The sequence below is a fragment of the Ruegeria sp. YTSB088 genome (genome assembly GCF_059609825.1).
In genome coordinates, this window is record NZ_JBXWMM010000007.1 from 62,086 (window position 1) to 81,321 (window position 19,236).

Sequence of the window (19,236 nt, forward strand, 5' to 3'; positions counted from 1 at the left end):
AAGGTTAATCGTTTGTCATGCCACAAACAGGGCAATCGTCCCGGCGGGTCAGAGCAATCTTGCGGCTTTCACCGTACAGCGCGTCATAGATCAGCATCTCGCCGCGCAGCGCCATGCCGGCGCTCGTTATCACCTTGATCGCCTCGACCACCATCATCGACCCAACCACGCCCGGCAGCGGGCCGATCACTCCGGCCTCGGAACAGGACGGGGCCAGGCCGGGGGCCGGTGCCTCTGGGAAGATACACTGATAGCAGGGGCTGCCGTTGGCCGGGTCAAACACACTCAGTTGACCTTCCCACTGTGACAAAGCCCCCGATATCAGCGGTTTGCCCAGCGCGACGGCGGTTCGGTTGGCCAGATAACGGGTCTCAAAATTGTCGGTTCCGTCAAGGATCAGATCGAAATCTGCAAACAGATCGGTCGCGATTTCCTCGCTCAAACGGCGATGATAGGGCAGAACCACCACGTTCGGGTTCTGCGCCTCCATCGCCTGCTGGGCCGAAAAGACCTTGGGCATTTCAATGTCCGCATCGCGGTGAATGACCTGTCGTTGCAGGTTGGCATTCTCGACGACGTCATCATCGATGATCCCGATCGTGCCGACTCCTGCTGCCGCCAGATATTGCAGCGCAGGTGCGCCCAGACCACCAGCGCCGATCACCAGAACGCGGGCCTTTTTCAGCTTTTTCTGACCGGGCCCACCCAGTTCGCGCAACACGATATGGCGGGCATAGCGGTCCAGCTCAGTCTCGGTAAATCGGTCGGAGGGCATGTCAGGCTCCGGGTCTGCAACTGAAGCTGCGCGGTTGCGCAGGGTTTTCAGCACTCTGCCATACAGCAAAGCCAGCGCCGCGAAACCCACAAGGATCAGCCACAGCGCCGCAGACCCGCCGGTTGCTTCGCGAAGAGGGTGCCCATCCGGCAAGATCAGATGAGACAGTATGACCCCCGCCAACAACACGCTCACGGAAACCACCCGCGCTTTTTTCGACGTGCCCGCGAAATAACCGACACCCCAAAGCCCCGCAGCCAGGATGAAAACCAACAGCATCAGCCGCGCCCAGTCGAGCCGAAACCGCCAGCCCCACGATCGGTTTCGCCCAGCGTCTGAGCCAGTTCAAACGTGGCCTGCACCACCGGCGCGACCACAAGCTGCGCGATACGATCTCCGTGGGCGATCTCGAACCGTTCCTGGCCCGCATTCATCACGATCACGCCCAACGGCCCACGATAGTCGCTGTCGATGGTGCCCGGCGTGTTGGGCAGTGTAATCCCATGTTTCAACGCAAGGCCCGAGCGGGGCCGAACCTGAACCTCATACCCACGCGGGATTTCAATGCGCAGGCCGGTTGGCACCAGCGCCCGCTGGCCGGGCTCCAACGCTATCGGCGCGCCGCCGGGCAGATTGGCACGCACATCCGCCCCGGCCGCCCCCGAGGTTTCATAAGAGGGAAGTGCCACGGCGGGGTCTGCCCCGTCTTCGCGGATCACTCGGATTGCAACCATGCTCTTGCCTTTCCTTCAGCCTGCCAACGCGTCCGAAATCTTCGCCGCCAATCGCCGGGCAACTTCGTCCTTGCCCATGCGGGGCCATTCCTCGGCCCCGTTGTCCGAAATCAGGATGACCGCATTCTCTGACCCGCCCATAATGCCTGTTGCAGGGCTGACATCGTTGGCGACGATCCAGTCGCAGCCTTTGCGCAGGCGCTTGGCCGTGGCGTGTTCGACCACATTGTCGGTCTCGGCCGCAAATCCGACAACCAACGGCGGACGGTTCGCGCCCATCCGAGAAACACGTTTCAGAATGTCCGGGTTTTCGGCGAATTCCAGTACCGGCAGGCCGTCGCGGCTTTTCTTCAGCTTCTTGTCCGACGCGCTGGCGACACGCCAATCCGCGACCGCCGCCGCGAATACTCCGGCGTCGACGGGCAGAGCCGCATCAACCGCATCAGACATCTGTTGCGCGGTTTCGACGGGCACGACCCGCACACCCGTCGGGGGTGGCACATCTGCGGGGCCGGTCACAAAGATCACCTCGGCCCCCAATTCCGCCAGCGCCCGAGCCACGGCGGCACCCTGAGCCCCGGACGACCGGTTCGCTATATACCGGACAGGATCTATTGGTTCATGCGTCGGGCCGGACGTCACCAGCACCCGCCTGCCCGCCAAAGGCCCCGCAGACAACTGAGCCTCAACTGCTGCAACAATTTCCATCGGCTCGGACATGCGCCCCGGGCCGTATTCGCCACAAGCCATGTCGCCTTCGTTCGGGCCAACAAAGCGCACGCCATCTGCCTGCAACTGCTTCAGGTTTCGTTGCGTCGCCGGGTGGGTCCACATCCGCACATTCATCGCGGGCGCACACAGAACGGGTGTGTCCGTGGCCATCAGAAGGGTCGATGCCAGATCGTTGGCCAGCCCTCCGGCCATCTTGCCCATCAGGTCCGCCGTTGCGGGGGCCACAACAATCAGATCAGCAGAGCGTGAAAGTTGAATATGCCCCATCTCGGCCTCATCGGTGAGGTCAAACAGATCGCGATAGACCTTTTCACCTGCAAGTGCAGACACGGACAGAGGCGTCACGAACTCTTCCGCTGCGCGCGTCAATACAGGGGTTACATCCGCACCGCGCTCGCGCAACCTGCGGATCAGATCCAGCGACTTATAGGCCGCGATCCCGCCACCGATAATCAGCAGAATGCGTTTGGATGACAGCATGCTCAGCCCTTCCTGTCCCGGTCGGCCCCGACATTAGGCAAGGCTTGCAGGTAGTTCCAGCGATTAATTCTGAACTTGAAATGCCGCACAGGGATCTTCGCGCTCCACCGTGGGGCTGTCGATTACGATATCGAAATCACCGTCAATCGCTCCGTCCTCGGATTGTCCGACAGCCACCAGTTTCCACCCTGGCTGAAGACGCGCGAGATACGTTGGTATGCCCCGGTCTTTTCGCGCGTGACCGTTTCCAGTGATCACGGCAACCGGACCACCGGTTTCTTCCATTGCACGCACAACCGCACGGGCCAGCACAGCATCGCGCAGGCGCTGGATCGCAACCATCTGGGGCAACATTTCAGCCGGAAGCGCGTCGCAATGCGCAGCCAATTGGTCGGCCTCGCGCGCGGCCTGTTCCTCGGGCGTCAACGGTACAGTCAGACCATAGCGCGCCGCGTCTGCACCCAGAGCCGTAGCCGCACCACGTTCCATTGCGGCACGTGCGGCGGTGCGCGGAACCATGGCCCCGTAAACCGGTGCGCCGGAAGCTTCAAACACCGGGTAATACATACTGAGCGGCGGCCATCCACTTTCAGCCCATTTCAAAATACGGCTAAGCTCCTCTGGGTTGGACACTGCTTTTTGAGTAAGCCTCTGTGCGCCCTCTTCGGTTACCATTTCCCAGACGACGGCCGAGGGTGAAACAGCCTCGAGCGCTTCGGCCTGCACCAGATGATGCGTCGGGTTGTCGTGAACTTCTCCCAAAATCACGACATCGGCGTCCCGCATCGCGGACATAGCATCAGCGGGAATTAGTCTATCGGCCAGCCCCGGTCGCGTTGCCGCAACCGTAAGACCAAGAACGCACACAAGAATCGCAAACTGTTTCATGCGATGAAGTGTTGCACCTCGCGCGACTGGGCTTCAAGGTTCTTGCGCATCTTCACGAAGGCTGCGGCCTCGAGCTGTCGCACGCGTTCTTTGGACAGACCCAGCTCTGTTCCAAGGCTTTCCAGGGTTCGAGCGGGGTCTCGCAGCTTGCGTTCGCGCACAATGAAACGCTCGCGATCATTCAGCGCACTCATCGCCGTCAACAGCCACTTGCGCAATTGTTCGGTATCGTGGCTGTGCTCAACTGCTTCTGCGGCCTGTTCGCGGTCGTCTTCCAGAGCGTCGATCCACTCACGTCCATCCTCATCCGCAGATTGCACGGCATTCAGAGAAAAGTCGGAACCGGACAGACGGCCTTCCATCATCTCAACGTCGCGCAGCGGCACGCCGATTTCCGTTGCGATCATCTGATGCAACTGATGACGGTCCAGGTCCTGACCTTCGGTGGCGGCTTCACGTTCCAGCCGGGCCTGAACACGGCGCATGTTGAAGAACAGGGACTTCTGAGCCGAGGTGGACCCGGTCCGAACCATGGACCAGTTCCGCATCACGTAATCCTGAATGCTTGCCTTGATCCACCACACGGCATAGGTCGAGAAACGCACACCGCGATCCGGGTCGAACTTGTCTGCAGCCTTCATCAGGCCAAGGCCTGCTTCCTGAATGAGATCATTCATGGGCGCGCCATAGCGCTTGAACTTGGCCGCCATCGAAATCGCCAGACGCATATAGGCGGTGATCAGGCGGTGCAACGCCTGCTCATCACGCTCATCACGCCAAGCATACGCCAGTTTCAGTTCAGTTTCCGCATCCAGCAGCTCGGCCTTCATTGCTTGCCGGGACATCGAAAAGTCCGTCGCGTTATCCAGTGCCATAAACCTCTCCCCTGTTTGCAGGTACTGGTCAGACTTGCTTTGCCGACCTATGACCTTTACGCAAAACAGCACCAATCGGATCAACTATAGGTAAGTATTGTGTCGCCGGATTTAACCTTGGTTCTGGGCGGGGCCGCGTCGGGCAAGTCGGTTTTCGCCGAAGAACTGGTTGTTTCTCAGGGGAAAAGCCGCGTTTACCTTGCGACATCACAAGTGTTTGATGACGAGATGCGCCAGAAAATCGACCGCCATCTTGAGCAACGCGGCGACGGTTGGACCACGGTTGAAGAACCCTTTGATTTGGGACCAGTTCTGGCAAAGTTGGCGCCCGATCAGATTTGCCTGATTGACTGCGCCACCATGTGGCTGAGCAACCACCTGTTGGCCGAATCCGATCTGGAAGCCGCACAAACCGCCCTGCTTAAAGCATTTCGCTCATGCCCGGCCCAGATTGTGATAGTCTCGAACGAGGTCGGTCACGGTATTGTTCCGGACAACGCCCTGGCCCGCCGGTTTCGCGAAGCGCAGGGACGGCTGAACATCGCGCTTGCAGCGCAGGCCGATCTGGTGGTGCAGATCACAGCCGGGTTGCCTTTGGTTCTGAAAGGGCAATTGCCGTGACACGCTTACATCTTGTCCGACACGGGCCGACCCATGCAAAAACAATGGTCGGCTGGTCCGACCTGCCCGCTGACCTGAGCGATACTGCGGCCCTGAAACGTCTGCACTACCATTTGCCGTCCGAGGCGCTTGTGATCTCGTCAGACCTGTCAAGGGCAGTTGACACGGCAACGGCCATACAAGGCCGACGTCATCGACTGCCTCATCACCCTGACCTGAGGGAAATCCACTTTGGCCGCTGGGAACTGCGCGGTTTTGCCGAAATCGAAGCTGAAGACCCGGAACTGGCCTTTGCGTATTGGGACAACCCCGGCGATGTCCGCCCGCCGCAGGGTGAGAGCTGGAACGATGTCCGCAATCGGGTCGACGCAGCCATCGACGTGCTTGTTTCGGCACATACAGACCGCGATCTGGTCATCGTTGCGCATTTCGGCGTGATCCTCACCCAGGTGCAGCGCGCCCTTGATCTGGATGGGCAACAGACCTTTTCACATACAATTGACAACCTGTCGGTGACGGACATCACGATCGACGCAGGCAAGTGGTTGGTTGGGACAATCAATCACCTTCCGTGAACAGCCCCCGCACAAATCACCGTTTTACCGGGCTGCGAACCTGCGGCATCGTTCGCGTATGACTTATGATTTGTATATCGGTGACCGCCTTTTCTCCAGCTGGTCGATGCGCGGCTGGTTGATGCTTGAGAAATTCAACCTGCCCCATAGAAGCCACATGATTGGCCTGTATTCGGGCACCATGACACAGGACATGGCTTCCCTGGCTCCAGCGCGACTTGTGCCCGCCCTGCGCTTGCCGGATGGAACTGTGGTCGGCGAAAGCCTGGCCATGGCCGAAACCCTCGCCGAGCACCACCCTGATGCCGGGTTGTGGCCATCAGATTCCGCAGCCCGGGCGACTGCCCGATGGCTATGCGCCGAGATGGTGGCGGGGTTTGGCGCCTTGCGAGGTGAATGCCCCATGCAATTGCTGCACGTCTGGCAGGATTTCAAACCATCGGATGAGACACTGGTAGATCTGGCACGCGTCGAAACACTCTGGGACCATGCGCGCACAGTGTCCGGTGCGGAACAAGGCCCGTTGTTTGTCACGTATTCGCTGGCGGACGTGTTTTACACACCCGTCGCAGCGCGGATCATCGGGTATGGGCTGCCAGTTTCAAAGGCGAACCGGGCCTATTGCCTGGACCTGTTGGCAGACCCCGCCGTCAGACAATGGCGCGCAATGGGCCTGACCGTCAGATACGACCCTTTTCCCTATCGTCAGGACTTGTCGTCCAAGCCCTGGCCGATCGGAGGGGTTTCAACCGCCAAGCCGGTATCCGGCCCGTCAATCAACGAAGTTTGCCCTTATTCCGGCGAACCGGTCGTGGAGTTTCTGGAGTTGGATGGCAAATGCTGGGGCTTCTGCAATCCATTCTGCCGCGACAAAACCGTTGCAGATCCCGACGCGTGGCCCAAATTCGCTGCCTTGCGCGCAACCGTTAACGACTCTTAAACCACAACCATGGCAGCAACGTCCTGTTAACCAAGAACAGGACTGCCATGGTTGCCCGTGCCCACACTGTCGCGTTTCAAGGAGTCGATGCCCGCCCGGTCGAAGTGCAATGTGCCGTCTCACCCGGCTTGCCGGCCTTTTCCATCGTGGGCCTTCCAGACAAGGCTGTGTCCGAAGCCCGGGACCGTGTCCGCAGCGCGCTGAGTGCGATGGCCATCGCCCTGCCCTCGAAACGAATTACGATTAACCTATCTCCTGCCGATCTGCCCAAGGAAGGTAGTCATTTTGACCTGCCCATCGCGGTCGCGCTGTTGTCCGCGCTCGAGATCATCCCGGCCGATGCCGCCGAAGGAACAGTTGCACTGGGAGAGTTGTCGCTTGATGGCTCCCTGGTGCCTGTTGTCGGTGCCCTGCCCGCGGCCATGACGGCAGCTTCCGAGGATCGCATGTTGCTGTGTCCCAAAGCCTCCAGCGCCGAAGCGGCATGGGTCGACGCCACTCAGGTTATCGGCGCGGATTCCCTTGGTGATGTTGTCCGCCATTTCTCGGGACAGTCCCCTTTGCCGGCGGCACAACCCGGCGAGGTGAATCTGACGCCCAGCGCGCGGGATCTGCGCGATGTAAAAGGACAGGAACGCGCCAAACGCGCCTTGGAAATCGCGGCAGCCGGGCGTCACCATCTGATCATGATCGGCACGCCGGGGTCAGGCAAATCCATGCTGGCTGCTCGGCTTCCGGGCATCTTGCCTCCGCTAACGGCGGTCGAAGCGTTGGAAACTTCGATGATCCAGTCCCTGTGCGGGTTGCTGGACGAAGGCGGCATCAACCGCACACGTCCTTTTCGAGAACCGCATCATACGGCTTCGATGGCAGCCATTGTCGGTGGTGGCAAAGGTGCCAAACCCGGTGAAATCTCACTGGCGCATAACGGCGTGCTGTTCATGGATGAGTTCCCCGAGTTTCCGCGTACAGTTCTGGAAACCCTACGCCAACCAATTGAATCCGGAGAAGTCATGGTGGCACGGGCCAATGCCCATGTGAAATACCCCTGCCGCTTCATGCTTGTGGCCGCTGCGAACCCATGCAAATGCGGCTATCTGACGGATCCCTCAAGAGCCTGCTCTCGCGCACCCGGCTGCGGCGAGGATTATCTGAACCGTATCTCGGGGCCCCTGATGGACAGGTTCGACCTGCGGATCGAAGTCCCGCCCGTGGGTTTCACCGATCTTGATCTGCCCCCATCCGGCGACAGCTCGGCGACAGTTGCCGTACGTGTTGAAAACGCCCGCGCCATTCAGGCAGACCGGTTTCGGGAAACACCGAACCTGCGCCAGAATTCCGACGCCGAAGGCAGGGTTCTGGAAGAGATCGCAACACCTGACGCCGAAGGAAAAGCGGTGTTGCTGAAAGCAGCCGATCGGTTCGGGCTATCGGCCCGCGCCTTTCACCGTATCCTGAGAGTGGCGCGGACGATCGCCGATCTGGACGGTTCAGCCGACATCCGCAGGCCACATGTGGCAGAGGCGCTGAGCTTTCGCATCAGCGCCCGGGTCATGGCCTAAACCTTGGCTTCTATCGCCTGCCAGATTTTCTCGGCAATATTGACGCCGTCGAACCGTTCCAGCTCCTGAATACCGGTGGGCGAGGTCACGTTGATCTCGGTCAGGTAGTCGCCAATAATGTCGATCCCGACAAATATCTGACCTTTTTCTTTCAGCAGCGGTCCGATGGCGGCGCAGATTTCCAGATCACGCTCGGACAACCCGATCTTTTCCGGGCGACCGCCCACATGCATGTTTGAGCGCGTTTCGCCTGCGGCGGGAACCCGGTTGATAGCACCAACCGGTTCGCCGTCCACCAGGATCACGCGCTTGTCGCCATTGCTGACATCCGGCAGGAATTTCTGCACGATCAGAGGCTCGCGCGAGAACCCCGTGAACAGCTCGTGCAGAGAGGTCAGGTTGCGGTCATTGGCATCCAGTCGGAACACGCCAGCACCGCCATTGCCATAGAGCGGCTTGAGGATGATATCGCCGTGCTTTTCCTTGAACGCCTTGATCGTCTGCAGATCGCGCGCAATCGTCGTGGGGGGGGTCAGGTCGGGAAAATCCAGAACCAGCAGTTTTTCAGGATAGTTCCGCACCCAGAACGGGTCGTTGACCACCAGCGTTCGCCCTTTGAGGCGGTCCAGTAGGTGAGTCGACGTGATGTAGTGCATGTCAAAGGGTGGATCCTGACGCAGCCAGACCACATCGAAGTCGGCCAGGTCAGCTTCACGTTCGGAGCCCAGAACAGCCGGGTCGCCTGCGACCCGCTGAACAGTCATGTCATGGCCGCGCGCCGTAATGCGTCCTTCCTGATAAGCCAGTTGATCCGGCCCATAGAAAAACAACGAATGACCACGCACCTGCGCCTCTTCCGCCAGACGGAATGAGCTGTCGGCGTTGATGTCCACGTCCCCGATCGGGTCCATTTGAAAGGCTATTTTCATGCCGTGTCCCTCAGTTTAATGCCAGATACATGGCCCAGCAGGCCCGAGGGTTCAATGGGGCTTAGGCATGACCGAAGGCGTTTTCGATAATTTGAACTGCGCCAGTGCCATCTACAAGTGCCGCGTCAAAACGGACATTGGTCAGCTGCCCACCCGGCTCATTTTCCAGATATTGCGCGGCCGAGGCACAGATTCGGTCAATTTGTTTTTGGCTGATCCGGGCCGCAGCCTTTTCGAAAGTGGAACTTTTCTTGACTTCGACAAACACAACCCCGTCGCCATCCCGGGCAATCAGATCGATTTCACCACCGGCACCCCGCCACCGGCGATGCACAATTGCAAAACCCCGACGCTCGTAATCCGAGGCGACCCGAAGCTCGGCCGACTGACCCGCATGATAGGAAACCGAGCCCTGAATTGCACGTTGCCCCATGTCACCCTTTTCCCATTTTCAGCGCTTTCTGGTAGATCGGACGCCGCGGCAGATCATACATTTCTGACACAAGATCCGCTGCATCCCGAACCGAGTGGGTTTCCAAAGCTCGCTTCAAGGCCTCTTCTACGTCGGATTCGTTAACGCTTTGCGAATGGCTGCGATCCACCAGCAGAACTATTTCACCCTTAACTGGTTTTTCCTGAATTTCAGTTGCCAGATCAGCTAGGCTTCCACGACGGATTTCTTCAAACTTTTTTGTCAGTTCACGACACAACGCCGCCTGACGGTCTGCCCCCAAACACTCGGCAAGATCCACAAGGCTGGCTGATACGCGTTTCGGAGATTCATAAAAAACCAAGGTGCCTGGAACAGTCTTCAATGCCTCAATCCGGGCCCGACGTGCACCGGATGCATTTGGTAGAAATCCCGCAAAAAAGAATGCATCTGTTGGCAGGCCCGCCAATGTCAACGCGGTTACCGCGGCCGATGCACCGGGCGCACAGGTCACCATATGCCCGGCTTCTGCCGCTTGCTTGCCCAGATCATATCCCGGATCAGCGATCAGCGGCATACCCGCCTCGGATGCGTAGGCGACCGATTGCCCCTGCGCCAGGGCATCCATAAGCCTGCCACGCGCACCTGCACCGCTGTAATCATGGTAGGCTTGTATACGCCGACCCTCCAGGGGGATGCCGTGAATCTCCATCAACCGGCGCAAACTCCGGGTGTCCTCTGCCGCTATCACATCGGCCGAGGCCAGAACATCCAGCGCCCTGAGCGTAATATCGCGCGCGGCTCCGATCGGAGTGGCAACAAAATACAGGCCCGCAGCCAATCTGATCTTTTGGAAATTCAAAGCTGGACCCTCACAGCGTGACGTTTATTATCGCGGCTCGACAGAACAGAAGCACTCACAGCCGCCGGATCAGGGAGTTTTCATTTAGATGTTTACCGTTTGCAAGCCCGTAAGCAAGCTGGCGAAAGCCGCCATTGCCCTGACGACCGCAGCGTTTCTGGCCGCTTGTGAGCCGGGTGGCGTTGGGGGTGGGCCCTCGATCAACACATCGAATCCTGTTCCGGTCGCTTTGCTGGTTCCCCGCTCTGGCGACGCAGCACTGGCGCAGAGCCTCGAGAACGCAGCCCGCCTGGCGATGTCCGATCTGCCCAACGTCAAAATCGACCTGCGTGTTTACGATACGGCGGGGAACCCAACCACGGCGACAGCCGTGGCCCAGCAGGCCGTTGCAGAAGGCGCCAAAATCATTGTCGGCCCCGTATACGCCCAGGCCGCGAATGCTGCAGGACTGGCGGTGCTGAACAATAACATCAATGTTCTTTCATTTTCGAACAACACCAGCATTGCGGGTGGCAACGTATTTGTTCTGGGACCGACCTTTGAAAACACGGCCAGCCGGCTGGTCAATTACGCGGGCCGGCAAGGCAAAACAAACATGGTTATCGTGCACAGCAATGATTCCGCGGGGCAAGTGGGGCAAACTGCAATCGCCAATGCGCTGGCAAACAGCCGAGTCAACAATGCCGGAACTGTCGGATATGACCGGTCGCAACAGGGCGTTATCAACTCGGTTCCCACGATCAAAGCCACCGTAGACTCGACCGGAGCGGACTCGATTTTCATGACGGCCACAACTGCGGGTGCTTTGCCACTTTTCTCGCAATTGCTGCCTGAGGCAGGCGTTTCTCCGGCGACAACTCAATTCATCGGCCTGACCCGTTGGGATATCCCCCCGCAGACGCTGGAACTGCCGGGTGTGCAGGGGGGGTGGTTTGCCCTGCCCGACCCATCCAAGGCACAAGCCTATCGTCAACGGTATAACGCGACGTATGGCGAAGCGCCTCACCCGATCAGCGGTCTGGCCTATGACGGCATAGCGGCGATTGGTGCCTTGGTCAGTCAGGGCAAGTCCGATGCCCTGACCGGTGCTGCCTTAACTCAGAATGCCGGTTTCCAGGGCGTTGGCGGCATCTTCCGCCTGCGTCCAAACGGCACCAACGAACGCGGCCTTGCCGTAGCGACGATTCAGAATAAACAGGTGGTTGTGATTGACCCTGCCCCGCAAAGCTTCTCTGGTGCCGGTTTCTGAGCGATCGGGCGTGACTATGGCGCCTGAAGGCGCTCTGATTTGCCCAGCCGAAAACATCTTTGACAGCGTCAGCGTCAATGATGCCTTGGCTATGGCCTTCGAGACCTGCTCTGACAACAGCGAAATGCGCTCTGAAACAGTGCGCATTCTGCGCGACGCTCAGAAAGCTGGTCGCAAAGCTATTGCCGATGCCTTCAGCGAGCATCCGTTTGACGCGCGCGCGCTGACCCGTTCTTATACCTTCCTGACGGACCAACTGGTCGGAACTGCAATGCTGGTCTCCAGCACACGCCTGCATCCGATTGCGACGCCAACTCAGGGTGAAAAGATCGCTGTTCTGGCCGTTGGAGGTTACGGGCGCGGTGAAATGGCACCGTCTTCCGATGTCGATCTGCTGTTTCTCACACCGTACAAAATTACGGCCTGGGCCGAGAGCGTTATCGAATCGATGCTGTATATCCTGTGGGATCTGCGGTTGAAGGTCGGGCATTCGTCACGCACGATCAAAGACTGCCTCCGGCTGGGGACCGAGGATTTCACAATCCGTACGGCAATGCTGGAGCAACGCTATCTGGCGGGTGACAAGGCGCTGGCCGACGAGCTTGAGCGGCGGCTGAAAACCGACCTGTTCAAGGGAACCGAACGGGAATTCATCGAAGCCAAGCTGAATGAACGAGATGAGCGGCACCTGAAACAAGGGGAACGATACAAGGTCGAACCCAACGTGAAAGAAGGCAAAGGGGGGTTGCGCGACCTCCAATCCCTCTACTGGATTGCAAAGTACATCTACGGCGTTCAGGACGTGGCCGAGCTTGTGCCTTTGGGTCTGTTCACCCCGGAAGAATTCAATACCTTCGTTCAGGCCGAAGAGTTCCTTTGGGCTGTTCGTTCGCATTTGCATCTGGTGACAGGCCGCGCCACCGAACAGCTGACCTTTGACATGCAGGTCGAGGTCGCGGCGCGCATGGGCTATGAGGATCGCGCCGGTCGCCGTGCGGTCGAAGTATTCATGCAACGCTATTTTCGCGAAGCCACACGTGTGGGCGAGTTGACACGGATTTTTCTGACAAAGCTTGAGGCGCTGCACGTGAAAGGCGCGCCATTGCTGGAGCGCATTTTCCGCAAACGCCGGCGGGTCAAAGCCGGATACAAGGTTGTTCACGGCCGTTTGGACGTAGCAGACCCTGACAAATTTCTGTCCGACAAAGTGAACCTTCTGCGCTTGTTCGAAGAAGGTTTGCGAACAGCAATGCTGATCCATCCGGATGCCATGCGTCTGGTGGCGGCAAATCTGCATCTGATCGACGACGAAATGCGCAACGACAAAGAGGCGCGGCGCATCTTTCTGGACTTGATGCTGAAACACGGCAATCCAGAACGCGCTTTGCGGCGGATGAACGAACTGGGTGTACTCTCCGCTTTCCTGCCCGAGTTCGAGCCCATCGTGGCAATGATGCAGTTCAACATGTACCACAGCTATACGGTGGACGAGCATACCATCCAGTGCATCGTGAATCTGGCCCAGATAGAACGCGGAGAGTTGATTGAATCCCTGCCTCTTGCTTCGTCGATTCTGGAAGGCGGGGTCAATCGTAAGGTTCTGTATGTCGCCCTTTTGCTGCATGATATCGCCAAAGGACGACCCGAAGATCACTCGATCCTTGGGGCACAGATCGCGCGCAAGGTCGCGCCACGATTGGGTCTGAACAAAGCGGATACGGAGACGGTGGAATGGCTGGTGCGCTATCACCTGCTCATGTCCGACATGGCACAGAAACGCGACATTTCGGACCCCCGCACAGTGCGTGATTTTGCCAAAGCAGTCCAAACAGTCAAACGACTGGACCTGTTGACCGTTCTGACCGTGTGCGACATTCGCGGTGTAGGGCCGAATACCTGGAACAATTGGAAAGCCACGCTGCTGCGTGCCCTTCACGCTGAAACCAAGCGCGCGCTGGAAACCGGGATGGAGGACCTCAACCGCGCCAATCGCGGGGCCGAGGCAAAAAAAGCCCTGCGCACCGAACTGGCAGCCTGGTCCAAGGCCGACCTCAAATCCGAGACAGGACGTCACTACGACCCGTATTGGCAGGGTCTCAATCTGGCTACACATGTCGAGTTTGCGAACATGCTGCGCGCGCTGGAACAAAGCGGCGACCCCGGCGCGATGGAGATCCGCCTTCAGCCGGACGAGGATCGCGACGCAACGCGAGCCTGTTTCGCGATGGGCGATCACCCCGGTATTTTTGCGCGCATCGCCGGCGCGCTGGCCCTAGTCGGCGCGAATGTTGTGGATGCTCGCAGCTATACCACCAAAGACGGCTACGTCACCGATGCCTTCTGGATTCAGGACGCAGAGGGACACCCGTTTGAAGCCTCGCGCCTGCCACGTCTAACGCAGATGATTCACAAGACACTGCGCGGCGAAGTGGTCGCAAAAGAGGCGTTGAAATCACGCGACAAGATCAAGAAACGCGAGCGTGCCTTCAACGTCCCGACGCATATCACCTTCGACAACGACGGTTCTGAAATATACACGATCATCGAAGTGGACACCCGCGACCGGCCGGGCCTGCTGTTTGATCTGACCCGGACCCTCGCCGCCGCGAATGTTTATATCGCCAATGCGGTGATCGCGACCTATGGCGAACAGGTGGTCGATACGTTTTACGTCAAGGATATGTTCGGGTTGAAGTACCATTCGGAAAGCAAGCAACGTGGGCTTGAGGCCAAGCTGCGCAAGGCAATCACCGAAGGCGCAGAGCGTGCGGTGTCATGAAGCAAATACGCTTGGTCTCGGGCCTGTTCACGGTCGGCTTCTGGACGCTGGCCAGTCGAATACTGGGGTTCCTGCGGGAAATACTGCTGACCGCCTTCATCGGTCCCGGGCCGGTGATGGATGCTTTTGTCGCGGCCTTTCGCCTGCCGAACATGTTTCGCCGCTTTTTTGCCGAAGGTGCGTTTAACGCAGCCTTTGTGCCCATGTTCTCGAAACGGCTGGAAGCTGATGAGAATCCTCAAGGCTTTGCACAGGATGCGTTCAACCTTTTGGGCCTGGCTGTTCTGGCACTGGTCGGGCTGGCCATGGTCTTCATGCCCGGCCTGGTGTGGCTGACAGCCGAAGGGTTTTATGGTGATGAACGGTTCGATCTGGCCGTGGACTACGGCTATGTCGTGTTCCCATATATCCTTTTCATGTCCTTGGCGGCCCTGTTCTCGGGCGTATTGAACGCAACCGGCAGGTTCGCCGCAGCCGCAGCAGCACCTGTCTTGCTGAACATTTTTGCCTGCACCGCGCTGATCGCCGGGGCCATGTCCGGCGGCGAGGTGATACGATGGCTGATCTCGGTCATTCCGGTTGCTGGTGTCGCGCAGTTGGCACTGGTCTGGGTAGCGACCGAGCGTGCCGGTATCCGCATACGCCCCGGCCTGCCCCACCTGACGCCCGAGATGCGCAGAATGGTCCGCATCGCGGTTCCGGCCGCTCTGGCCATGGGGGTTACTCAGGTCAATCTGGTAGTCGGGCAATTGGTGGCGTCCAAAACTGAAAAAGCCGTGAGTTGGCTGTTTGCCGCGGATCGCCTGTACCAACTGCCTTTGGGCGTCGTCGGAATCGCCATTGGCATTGTCCTGCTGCCCGACCTGTCCCGCCGCCTGCGCGCCGACGACAAGGAAGGCGCCCGCAACGCGTTTTCCCGCGCCGGGGAATTCATGCTGCTGTTGACACTGCCCTCGACCGTGGCGTTCCTGATCATCCCGAACCCGCTGGTTTCGGTACTTTTCGAACGGGGACAGTTCAGCCCCGAGGATACCGCTGCGACAGCGCTGGCGGTCGCGATCTATGGCATCGGTCTGCCTGCATTCATGCTGCAAAAATTGCTGCAACCGCTTTTCTTCGCGCGTGAAGATACGCGTTCTCCGTTCCGCTACGCAATGGTTGCAATGGTGGTGAACGCGGCACTGGCGTTTGGCCTGTTTCCGCTGGTGGGCTGGATCGCCCCTGCGATTGCTGCGTCAACTGCCGGCTGGGCAATGGTGGTTCTGCTGGCGCTCGGCGCACGCCGCATGGGCGAGGAAGCGCGTTTCGATGACCGGTTCAGGAATCGTGCGGGCCGGATCGTTCTGGCCTCGGTCGGGATGGGAGTGGTCTTGTTCGCAGCGACCCACTTTTATGGTTGGACGCTGGACATTCCCGGCTGGCGCTATCTTGCGCTTTTGATCCTGATCGTGGTCGCCGCCGTCTCGTATCTCTGTCTTGGTCATGTCTTGGGCGCATTCAAACTGTCAGAATTCAAACGCGCCCTGCGCCGGTCCTGATTAATCGCGGCGGATGCGCCCGACGATCCGGGCCCAGGCTCCGGGTGCCACCAAAAAAGACATGCCAAAGCCCGTGACAAACCCGCCCAGATCGGCAACCCATTCAGCGTTGCCGCCGAAGATCAGACCAAACAGGAACTGAATGCCCATAAGGACGGCGATCAGCTGAAACGCCTTCGCCTGATTTGCCCCTACAAGCGACAATTTGCGCCACAACAACCACGTAAATGCTCCGATCAGCCCGTAAACAGGTGGGAACCCTCCGATCAGGGGATAGCGTGGATCAAGGAGAACGGCATAGGTCAACGCACCGCCAATCCCCGAGACGACGAAGATCAGCAGCATGGGAAAGCCCCCGAATACCTCTCCGACCATCTTGCCCATCGCCAACACAAAGACACAGACAAAAATCGCCTGCGTGAAATTGGCTGAAACAAAGGGATAGGTCACGAACCGGATCAAATGGTCGAACGGCCAACGCCCGTTCAGTACCATCCAGTCGAAAATATCCGCCGAGAAGGAATAGTGCTGTATCGCGTCCAGGCGCCAGCCGACTGCCGCTGGCCCCCCGACCAGCCCCCGCGCGCCCAGCGTGAAGACAAGCTCAATGCCGATGATGAACAGAACCAGCGCCACCACGACCGGTGGAAGGGGGTTCACAGGCGGTGTGTAATGTGCACTGCTCATTGGGCTGGCCTTTCGCGGCTGTTGACGTCCCTTTGCCTCATGGGTAAGCGACGGAGGCTGATTTTTCCAGACAGGAGTTCCCTTTGATGACCGAGACCCAGTTCACGCCGCGCGTGTTTTCCGGCGCACAGCCTTCGGGCAACCTGCACCTCGGCAATTATCTCGGTGCGCTTCGGAACTGGGTGAGAATGCAAAGCGATGAATTTGAAACCATCTATTGCATGGTCGATCTTCATGCAATCACAGTCTGGCAAGACCCAACCGAGTTGCAGCATGCAACGCGGGAGCTTTGTGCCGGTTACATCGCTTCTGGTCTAAACCCTGAAAAATCGATTTTGTTCAATCAAAGCCAGGTGCCGGAACACGCGCAACTGGCTTGGATATTCAACTGTGTTGCGCGTATGGGTTGGATGCAGCGCATGACCCAGTGGAAGGACAAGGCCGGCAAGAACCAGCAGAACGCTTCGCTTGGCTTGTTTGCCTACCCTGCCCTAATGGCAGCCGACATTCTGATCTATCATGCAACCCATGTGCCGGTCGGTGAAGACCAGAAACAGCATCTTGAGCTGACCCGGGACATCGCCATCAAATTCAACAACGATTTCGGCGTCGATTTCTTCCCTATCACCGAGCCGGTGATAGAAGGTGCGGCCACCCGCGTCATGAGCCTGCGGGACGGGTCCAAGAAGATGTCGAAATCCGATCCATCGGATATGAGCCGGATCAACCTGACTGATGACGCCGAAGCGATTGCCAAGAAAATTCGCAAAGCCAAGACCGACCCCGATGCCCTGCCGTCAGAAATCGAAGGGCTGGAGGGCCGCCCAGAAGCGCGTAACCTGGTCAATATCTACGCGGCCCTGAACGATCAAAACATCGAGCAGGTTCTGGCCGATGTTGGCGGCAAGCAGTTCGGTGACTTCAAACCGATGCTGGCCGATCTGGCAGTGGCGAAACTGGCCCCGATCTCGACCGAAATGTCACGTCTGATGGGGGATCAGGCCGAGATTGACCGGATTCTGGCCCGTGGAGCTGAGCGCGCCCGCGAGATCGCGGCTCCGATCCTGCAAAAGACCTACGAAATCGTAGGCATGGTCGGACCTGCATCACGCTGATTGCACTGGACCTTCGCCTGACGCCCTCCTAGGGTTTGCCTGAATCAAAGGAGGGCGTCATGGCAACCGGCACGAACATCCGGACCTATTTTCAAGGCCAATGGCATGAGGGGGATGCACCCATCATGCGCGCGGCGGATCATGGCGCCTGGCTGGGATCTTCTGTCTTTGACGGCGCGCGGTATTTTGACGGGGTCTCTCCCGATCTGGCGGCCCATTGCGCACGGGTGAACCGGTCTGCCGAAGCCTTAATGCTGACGCCGACAATGACGACCGAGCAGATGGTCGATTTGGTGCGCGAAGGGTTGCGGGCTTACACCCCGGATGCAGCCGTTTACATCCGCCCGATGTATTGGGGGATCGACGGCGACAGCACGGCCATAGTCCCGCAGGAAAACAGCACCGGTTTTGCAATCTGCCTGGAAGAAATCCCAATGGCGCCCGAAACCGCGTCGGCCACTCTGTCAACAACGCGCTTCCGCCGCCCGGTTCTGGAAAGCGCGGTCGTAAACGCCAAGGCAGGGTGCCTGTACCCCAACAACGCCCGCATGCTGCAAGAGGCGCGCTCGAAAGGTTTTTCCAACGCATTGGTAGCTGATGCGATGGGACATGTGGCCGAAACGGCAACGGCCAACATCTTTATGGTAAAGGATGGCGAAATCTTTACACCGATCCCGAACGGAACCTTCCTGGCTGGCATTACGCGAGCACGGCATATCAAAAACCTGCGCGAAGATGGTGTGACGGTCCACGAAACGGTTCTGAGCTTCGAGGATTTTCATGAAGCCGACGAGGTCTTCATGTCCGGCAACATGAGTAAGGTCACACCGGTAACCGCCTTGGAGGACACGCAATTTCAGGTCGGCCCTATTGCCCGCCGTGCCCGCGCCCTCTATTGGGATTGGGCTGCAAGCGAACGCTAGCATAGCGCTTATGACGTGTCCGAGTTGCCAGCACGCGATCGCTCGGGCATGATCCCTTAAAATTGAAGAGGATACCCATGCGTAAGTTCCTAGTTGTTCTGGATGACAGCCGCGAATGCCTGAACGCAATGCGGTTTGCCGCGATGCGAGCTGCCCATACCGGTGGTGGTGTAACAGTCCTTTCTGTCATCCCGCCTGACGAGTTCAACCATTGGATCGGCGTGGCTGAAACCATGCGTGAAGAAGCCCGCGAACGTATCCACGCGCATTTCGAGGTGTTTGCCAAATGGATGCGGGACAAACAGAATGTGGAACCCGAACTGGCCATTCGCGAAGGTGATCCCGTTACGCAGATCATCGAGCATGTTCAATCCGATCCTGAGATTGGTGTTCTTGTCCTTGGAGCGGGTACCGACAAGAAGGGCCCCGGCCCGTTGGTAACTCAACTGACAAAGAATTCAGGCAGCCTGCCGATTCCGATCACGATTGTTCCAGGTGATCTGAGCAAAGAGAAACTGGAAGAAATCACCTGAGGGGCGGCA

At 58.7% G+C, this 19,236-nt stretch carries 19 protein-coding genes; 10 read left to right on the forward strand and 9 right to left on the reverse strand.

Annotated features, from left to right (window positions below):
* Positions 1 to 4: 4 nt before the first annotated feature.
* The 5 genes from AC2FFA_RS12625 to AC2FFA_RS12645 all read right to left on the reverse strand — a co-directional run bounded on the left by AC2FFA_RS12625 (position 5) and on the right by AC2FFA_RS12645 (position 4,484).
* A complete protein-coding gene (locus tag AC2FFA_RS12625; RefSeq protein ID WP_299899066.1) occupies positions 5 to 1,054 on the reverse strand; it encodes a HesA/MoeB/ThiF family protein in 1,050 nt (349 codons plus the stop codon).
* The gene (dut, locus tag AC2FFA_RS12630; protein ID WP_117870240.1) at positions 1,054 to 1,509 is read right to left on the reverse strand and encodes a dUTP diphosphatase; all 456 of its coding nucleotides are present in this window, start codon (positions 1,507 to 1,509) and stop codon (positions 1,054 to 1,056) included. The genes AC2FFA_RS12625 and dut overlap by 1 nt, the downstream gene beginning before the upstream one ends.
* A 15-nt stretch (positions 1,510 to 1,524) precedes the next feature.
* On the reverse strand, positions 1,525 to 2,721 hold the full coding sequence (coaBC, locus tag AC2FFA_RS12635; protein WP_299899070.1) for a bifunctional phosphopantothenoylcysteine decarboxylase/phosphopantothenate--cysteine ligase CoaBC: 1,197 nt from the start codon (positions 2,719 to 2,721) through the stop codon (positions 1,525 to 1,527).
* 63 nt (positions 2,722 to 2,784) lie between these two features.
* Positions 2,785 to 3,609 carry a ChaN family lipoprotein gene (locus AC2FFA_RS12640; RefSeq protein ID WP_496851892.1) on the reverse strand — a complete coding sequence of 275 codons (825 nt, stop codon included), beginning with the start codon at positions 3,607 to 3,609 and terminating at the stop codon, positions 2,785 to 2,787.
* Complete coding sequence (locus AC2FFA_RS12645; RefSeq protein WP_117870247.1) at positions 3,606 to 4,484, reverse strand: RNA polymerase factor sigma-32; 879 nt, start codon at positions 4,482 to 4,484, stop codon at positions 3,606 to 3,608. The genes AC2FFA_RS12640 and AC2FFA_RS12645 overlap by 4 nt, the downstream gene beginning before the upstream one ends.
* 99 nt (positions 4,485 to 4,583) lie before the next feature.
* Between AC2FFA_RS12645 and cobU the strand changes: the two genes are divergently transcribed.
* The 4 genes from cobU to AC2FFA_RS12665 are packed head-to-tail and all read left to right on the forward strand — an operon-like array spanning position 4,584 to position 8,182.
* Positions 4,584 to 5,105, forward strand: a complete 522-nt coding sequence (gene cobU / locus AC2FFA_RS12650) for a bifunctional adenosylcobinamide kinase/adenosylcobinamide-phosphate guanylyltransferase (protein ID WP_117870249.1) — start codon at positions 4,584 to 4,586, stop codon at positions 5,103 to 5,105.
* Positions 5,102 to 5,680 (forward strand): histidine phosphatase family protein, encoded by a 579-nt coding sequence (locus AC2FFA_RS12655; RefSeq protein ID WP_496672258.1) that lies wholly within the window; start codon positions 5,102 to 5,104, stop codon positions 5,678 to 5,680. Before cobU ends, AC2FFA_RS12655 begins: the two co-directional genes overlap by 4 nt.
* 58 nt (positions 5,681 to 5,738) lie before the next feature.
* Complete coding sequence (locus tag AC2FFA_RS12660) at positions 5,739 to 6,620, forward strand: glutathione S-transferase (RefSeq protein ID WP_496851893.1); 882 nt, start codon at positions 5,739 to 5,741, stop codon at positions 6,618 to 6,620.
* A 47-nt stretch (positions 6,621 to 6,667) separates the two neighbouring features.
* Positions 6,668 to 8,182 (forward strand): YifB family Mg chelatase-like AAA ATPase, encoded by a 1,515-nt coding sequence (locus AC2FFA_RS12665; protein ID WP_496672264.1) that lies wholly within the window; start codon positions 6,668 to 6,670, stop codon positions 8,180 to 8,182.
* On the opposite strand, the gene gshB is transcribed toward AC2FFA_RS12665, so the two are convergent.
* The 3 genes from gshB to rsmI form a co-directional block, all read right to left on the reverse strand.
* Entirely contained in the window at positions 8,179 to 9,111 is a 933-nt protein-coding gene (gene gshB, locus AC2FFA_RS12670; RefSeq protein WP_117870259.1) for a glutathione synthase, read from the reverse strand. The two genes, AC2FFA_RS12665 and gshB, sit on opposite strands and share 4 nt — an antisense overlap.
* Before the next feature lie 61 nt (positions 9,112 to 9,172).
* Entirely contained in the window at positions 9,173 to 9,544 is a 372-nt protein-coding gene (locus AC2FFA_RS12675) for a YraN family protein (protein ID WP_117870261.1), read from the reverse strand.
* A gap of 1 nt (position 9,545) precedes the next feature.
* Positions 9,546 to 10,403 (reverse strand): 16S rRNA (cytidine(1402)-2'-O)-methyltransferase, encoded by an 858-nt coding sequence (gene rsmI, locus AC2FFA_RS12680; RefSeq protein ID WP_117870262.1) that lies wholly within the window; start codon positions 10,401 to 10,403, stop codon positions 9,546 to 9,548.
* A gap of 88 nt (positions 10,404 to 10,491) precedes the next feature.
* Here rsmI and AC2FFA_RS12685 point away from each other — a divergent pair, with 88 nt between their 5' ends.
* Genes AC2FFA_RS12685 through murJ form a run of 3 tightly spaced genes read left to right on the forward strand, consistent with a single transcriptional unit; the run spans position 10,492 to position 15,969 of the window.
* Positions 10,492 to 11,652, forward strand: coding sequence for a penicillin-binding protein activator (locus AC2FFA_RS12685; protein WP_117870264.1), 1,161 nt, complete (start codon positions 10,492 to 10,494; stop codon positions 11,650 to 11,652).
* Complete coding sequence (locus AC2FFA_RS12690) at positions 11,612 to 14,431, forward strand: [protein-PII] uridylyltransferase (protein WP_496851894.1); 2,820 nt, start codon at positions 11,612 to 11,614, stop codon at positions 14,429 to 14,431. The genes AC2FFA_RS12685 and AC2FFA_RS12690 overlap by 41 nt, the downstream gene beginning before the upstream one ends.
* Positions 14,428 to 15,969: a murein biosynthesis integral membrane protein MurJ gene (gene murJ, locus AC2FFA_RS12695; RefSeq protein WP_496851895.1), complete on the forward strand. Its 1,542-nt coding sequence runs from the start codon at positions 14,428 to 14,430 to the stop codon at positions 15,967 to 15,969. Before AC2FFA_RS12690 ends, murJ begins: the two co-directional genes overlap by 4 nt.
* Here murJ and AC2FFA_RS12700 read toward each other — a convergent pair whose 3' ends face one another.
* Positions 15,970 to 16,656, reverse strand: a complete 687-nt coding sequence (locus tag AC2FFA_RS12700) for a rhomboid family intramembrane serine protease (RefSeq protein WP_496851896.1) — start codon at positions 16,654 to 16,656, stop codon at positions 15,970 to 15,972.
* A gap of 86 nt (positions 16,657 to 16,742) precedes the next feature.
* On the opposite strand from AC2FFA_RS12700, the gene trpS reads away from it, so the two are divergent.
* The 3 genes from trpS to AC2FFA_RS12715 all read left to right on the forward strand — a co-directional run bounded on the left by trpS (position 16,743) and on the right by AC2FFA_RS12715 (position 19,227).
* A complete protein-coding gene (trpS, locus tag AC2FFA_RS12705; RefSeq protein WP_496851897.1) occupies positions 16,743 to 17,771 on the forward strand; it encodes a tryptophan--tRNA ligase in 1,029 nt (342 codons plus the stop codon).
* A 59-nt stretch (positions 17,772 to 17,830) separates the two neighbouring features.
* Entirely contained in the window at positions 17,831 to 18,694 is an 864-nt protein-coding gene (locus AC2FFA_RS12710) for a branched-chain amino acid aminotransferase (RefSeq protein ID WP_496851898.1), read from the forward strand.
* A gap of 77 nt (positions 18,695 to 18,771) precedes the next feature.
* Entirely contained in the window at positions 18,772 to 19,227 is a 456-nt protein-coding gene (locus AC2FFA_RS12715; protein WP_117870277.1) for a universal stress protein, read from the forward strand.
* Positions 19,228 to 19,236 lie beyond the last annotated feature (9 nt).

Coding starts and splice junctions, on each gene's coding strand:
- AC2FFA_RS12625 (WP_299899066.1), bottom strand. CDS start 1,054: ATGCTGTTGGTTTTCATCCTGGCTGCGGGGCTTTGGGGTGTCGGTTAT.
- dut (WP_117870240.1), bottom strand. CDS start 1,509: ATGGTTGCAATCCGAGTGATCCGCGAAGACGGGGCAGACCCCGCCGTG.
- coaBC (WP_299899070.1), bottom strand. CDS start 2,721: ATGCTGTCATCCAAACGCATTCTGCTGATTATCGGTGGCGGGATCGCG.
- AC2FFA_RS12640 (WP_496851892.1), bottom strand. CDS start 3,609: ATGAAACAGTTTGCGATTCTTGTGTGCGTTCTTGGTCTTACGGTTGCG.
- AC2FFA_RS12645 (WP_117870247.1), bottom strand. CDS start 4,484: ATGGCACTGGATAACGCGACGGACTTTTCGATGTCCCGGCAAGCAATG.
- AC2FFA_RS12660 (WP_496851893.1), top strand. CDS start 5,739: ATGACTTATGATTTGTATATCGGTGACCGCCTTTTCTCCAGCTGGTCG.
- AC2FFA_RS12665 (WP_496672264.1), top strand. CDS start 6,668: ATGGTTGCCCGTGCCCACACTGTCGCGTTTCAAGGAGTCGATGCCCGC.
- gshB (WP_117870259.1), bottom strand. CDS start 9,111: ATGAAAATAGCCTTTCAAATGGACCCGATCGGGGACGTGGACATCAAC.
- AC2FFA_RS12675 (WP_117870261.1), bottom strand. CDS start 9,544: ATGGGGCAACGTGCAATTCAGGGCTCGGTTTCCTATCATGCGGGTCAG.
- AC2FFA_RS12685 (WP_117870264.1), top strand. CDS start 10,492: ATGTTTACCGTTTGCAAGCCCGTAAGCAAGCTGGCGAAAGCCGCCATT.
- murJ (WP_496851895.1), top strand. CDS start 14,428: ATGAAGCAAATACGCTTGGTCTCGGGCCTGTTCACGGTCGGCTTCTGG.
- AC2FFA_RS12700 (WP_496851896.1), bottom strand. CDS start 16,656: ATGAGCAGTGCACATTACACACCGCCTGTGAACCCCCTTCCACCGGTC.
- trpS (WP_496851897.1), top strand. CDS start 16,743: ATGACCGAGACCCAGTTCACGCCGCGCGTGTTTTCCGGCGCACAGCCT.
- AC2FFA_RS12710 (WP_496851898.1), top strand. CDS start 17,831: ATGGCAACCGGCACGAACATCCGGACCTATTTTCAAGGCCAATGGCAT.
- AC2FFA_RS12715 (WP_117870277.1), top strand. CDS start 18,772: ATGCGTAAGTTCCTAGTTGTTCTGGATGACAGCCGCGAATGCCTGAAC.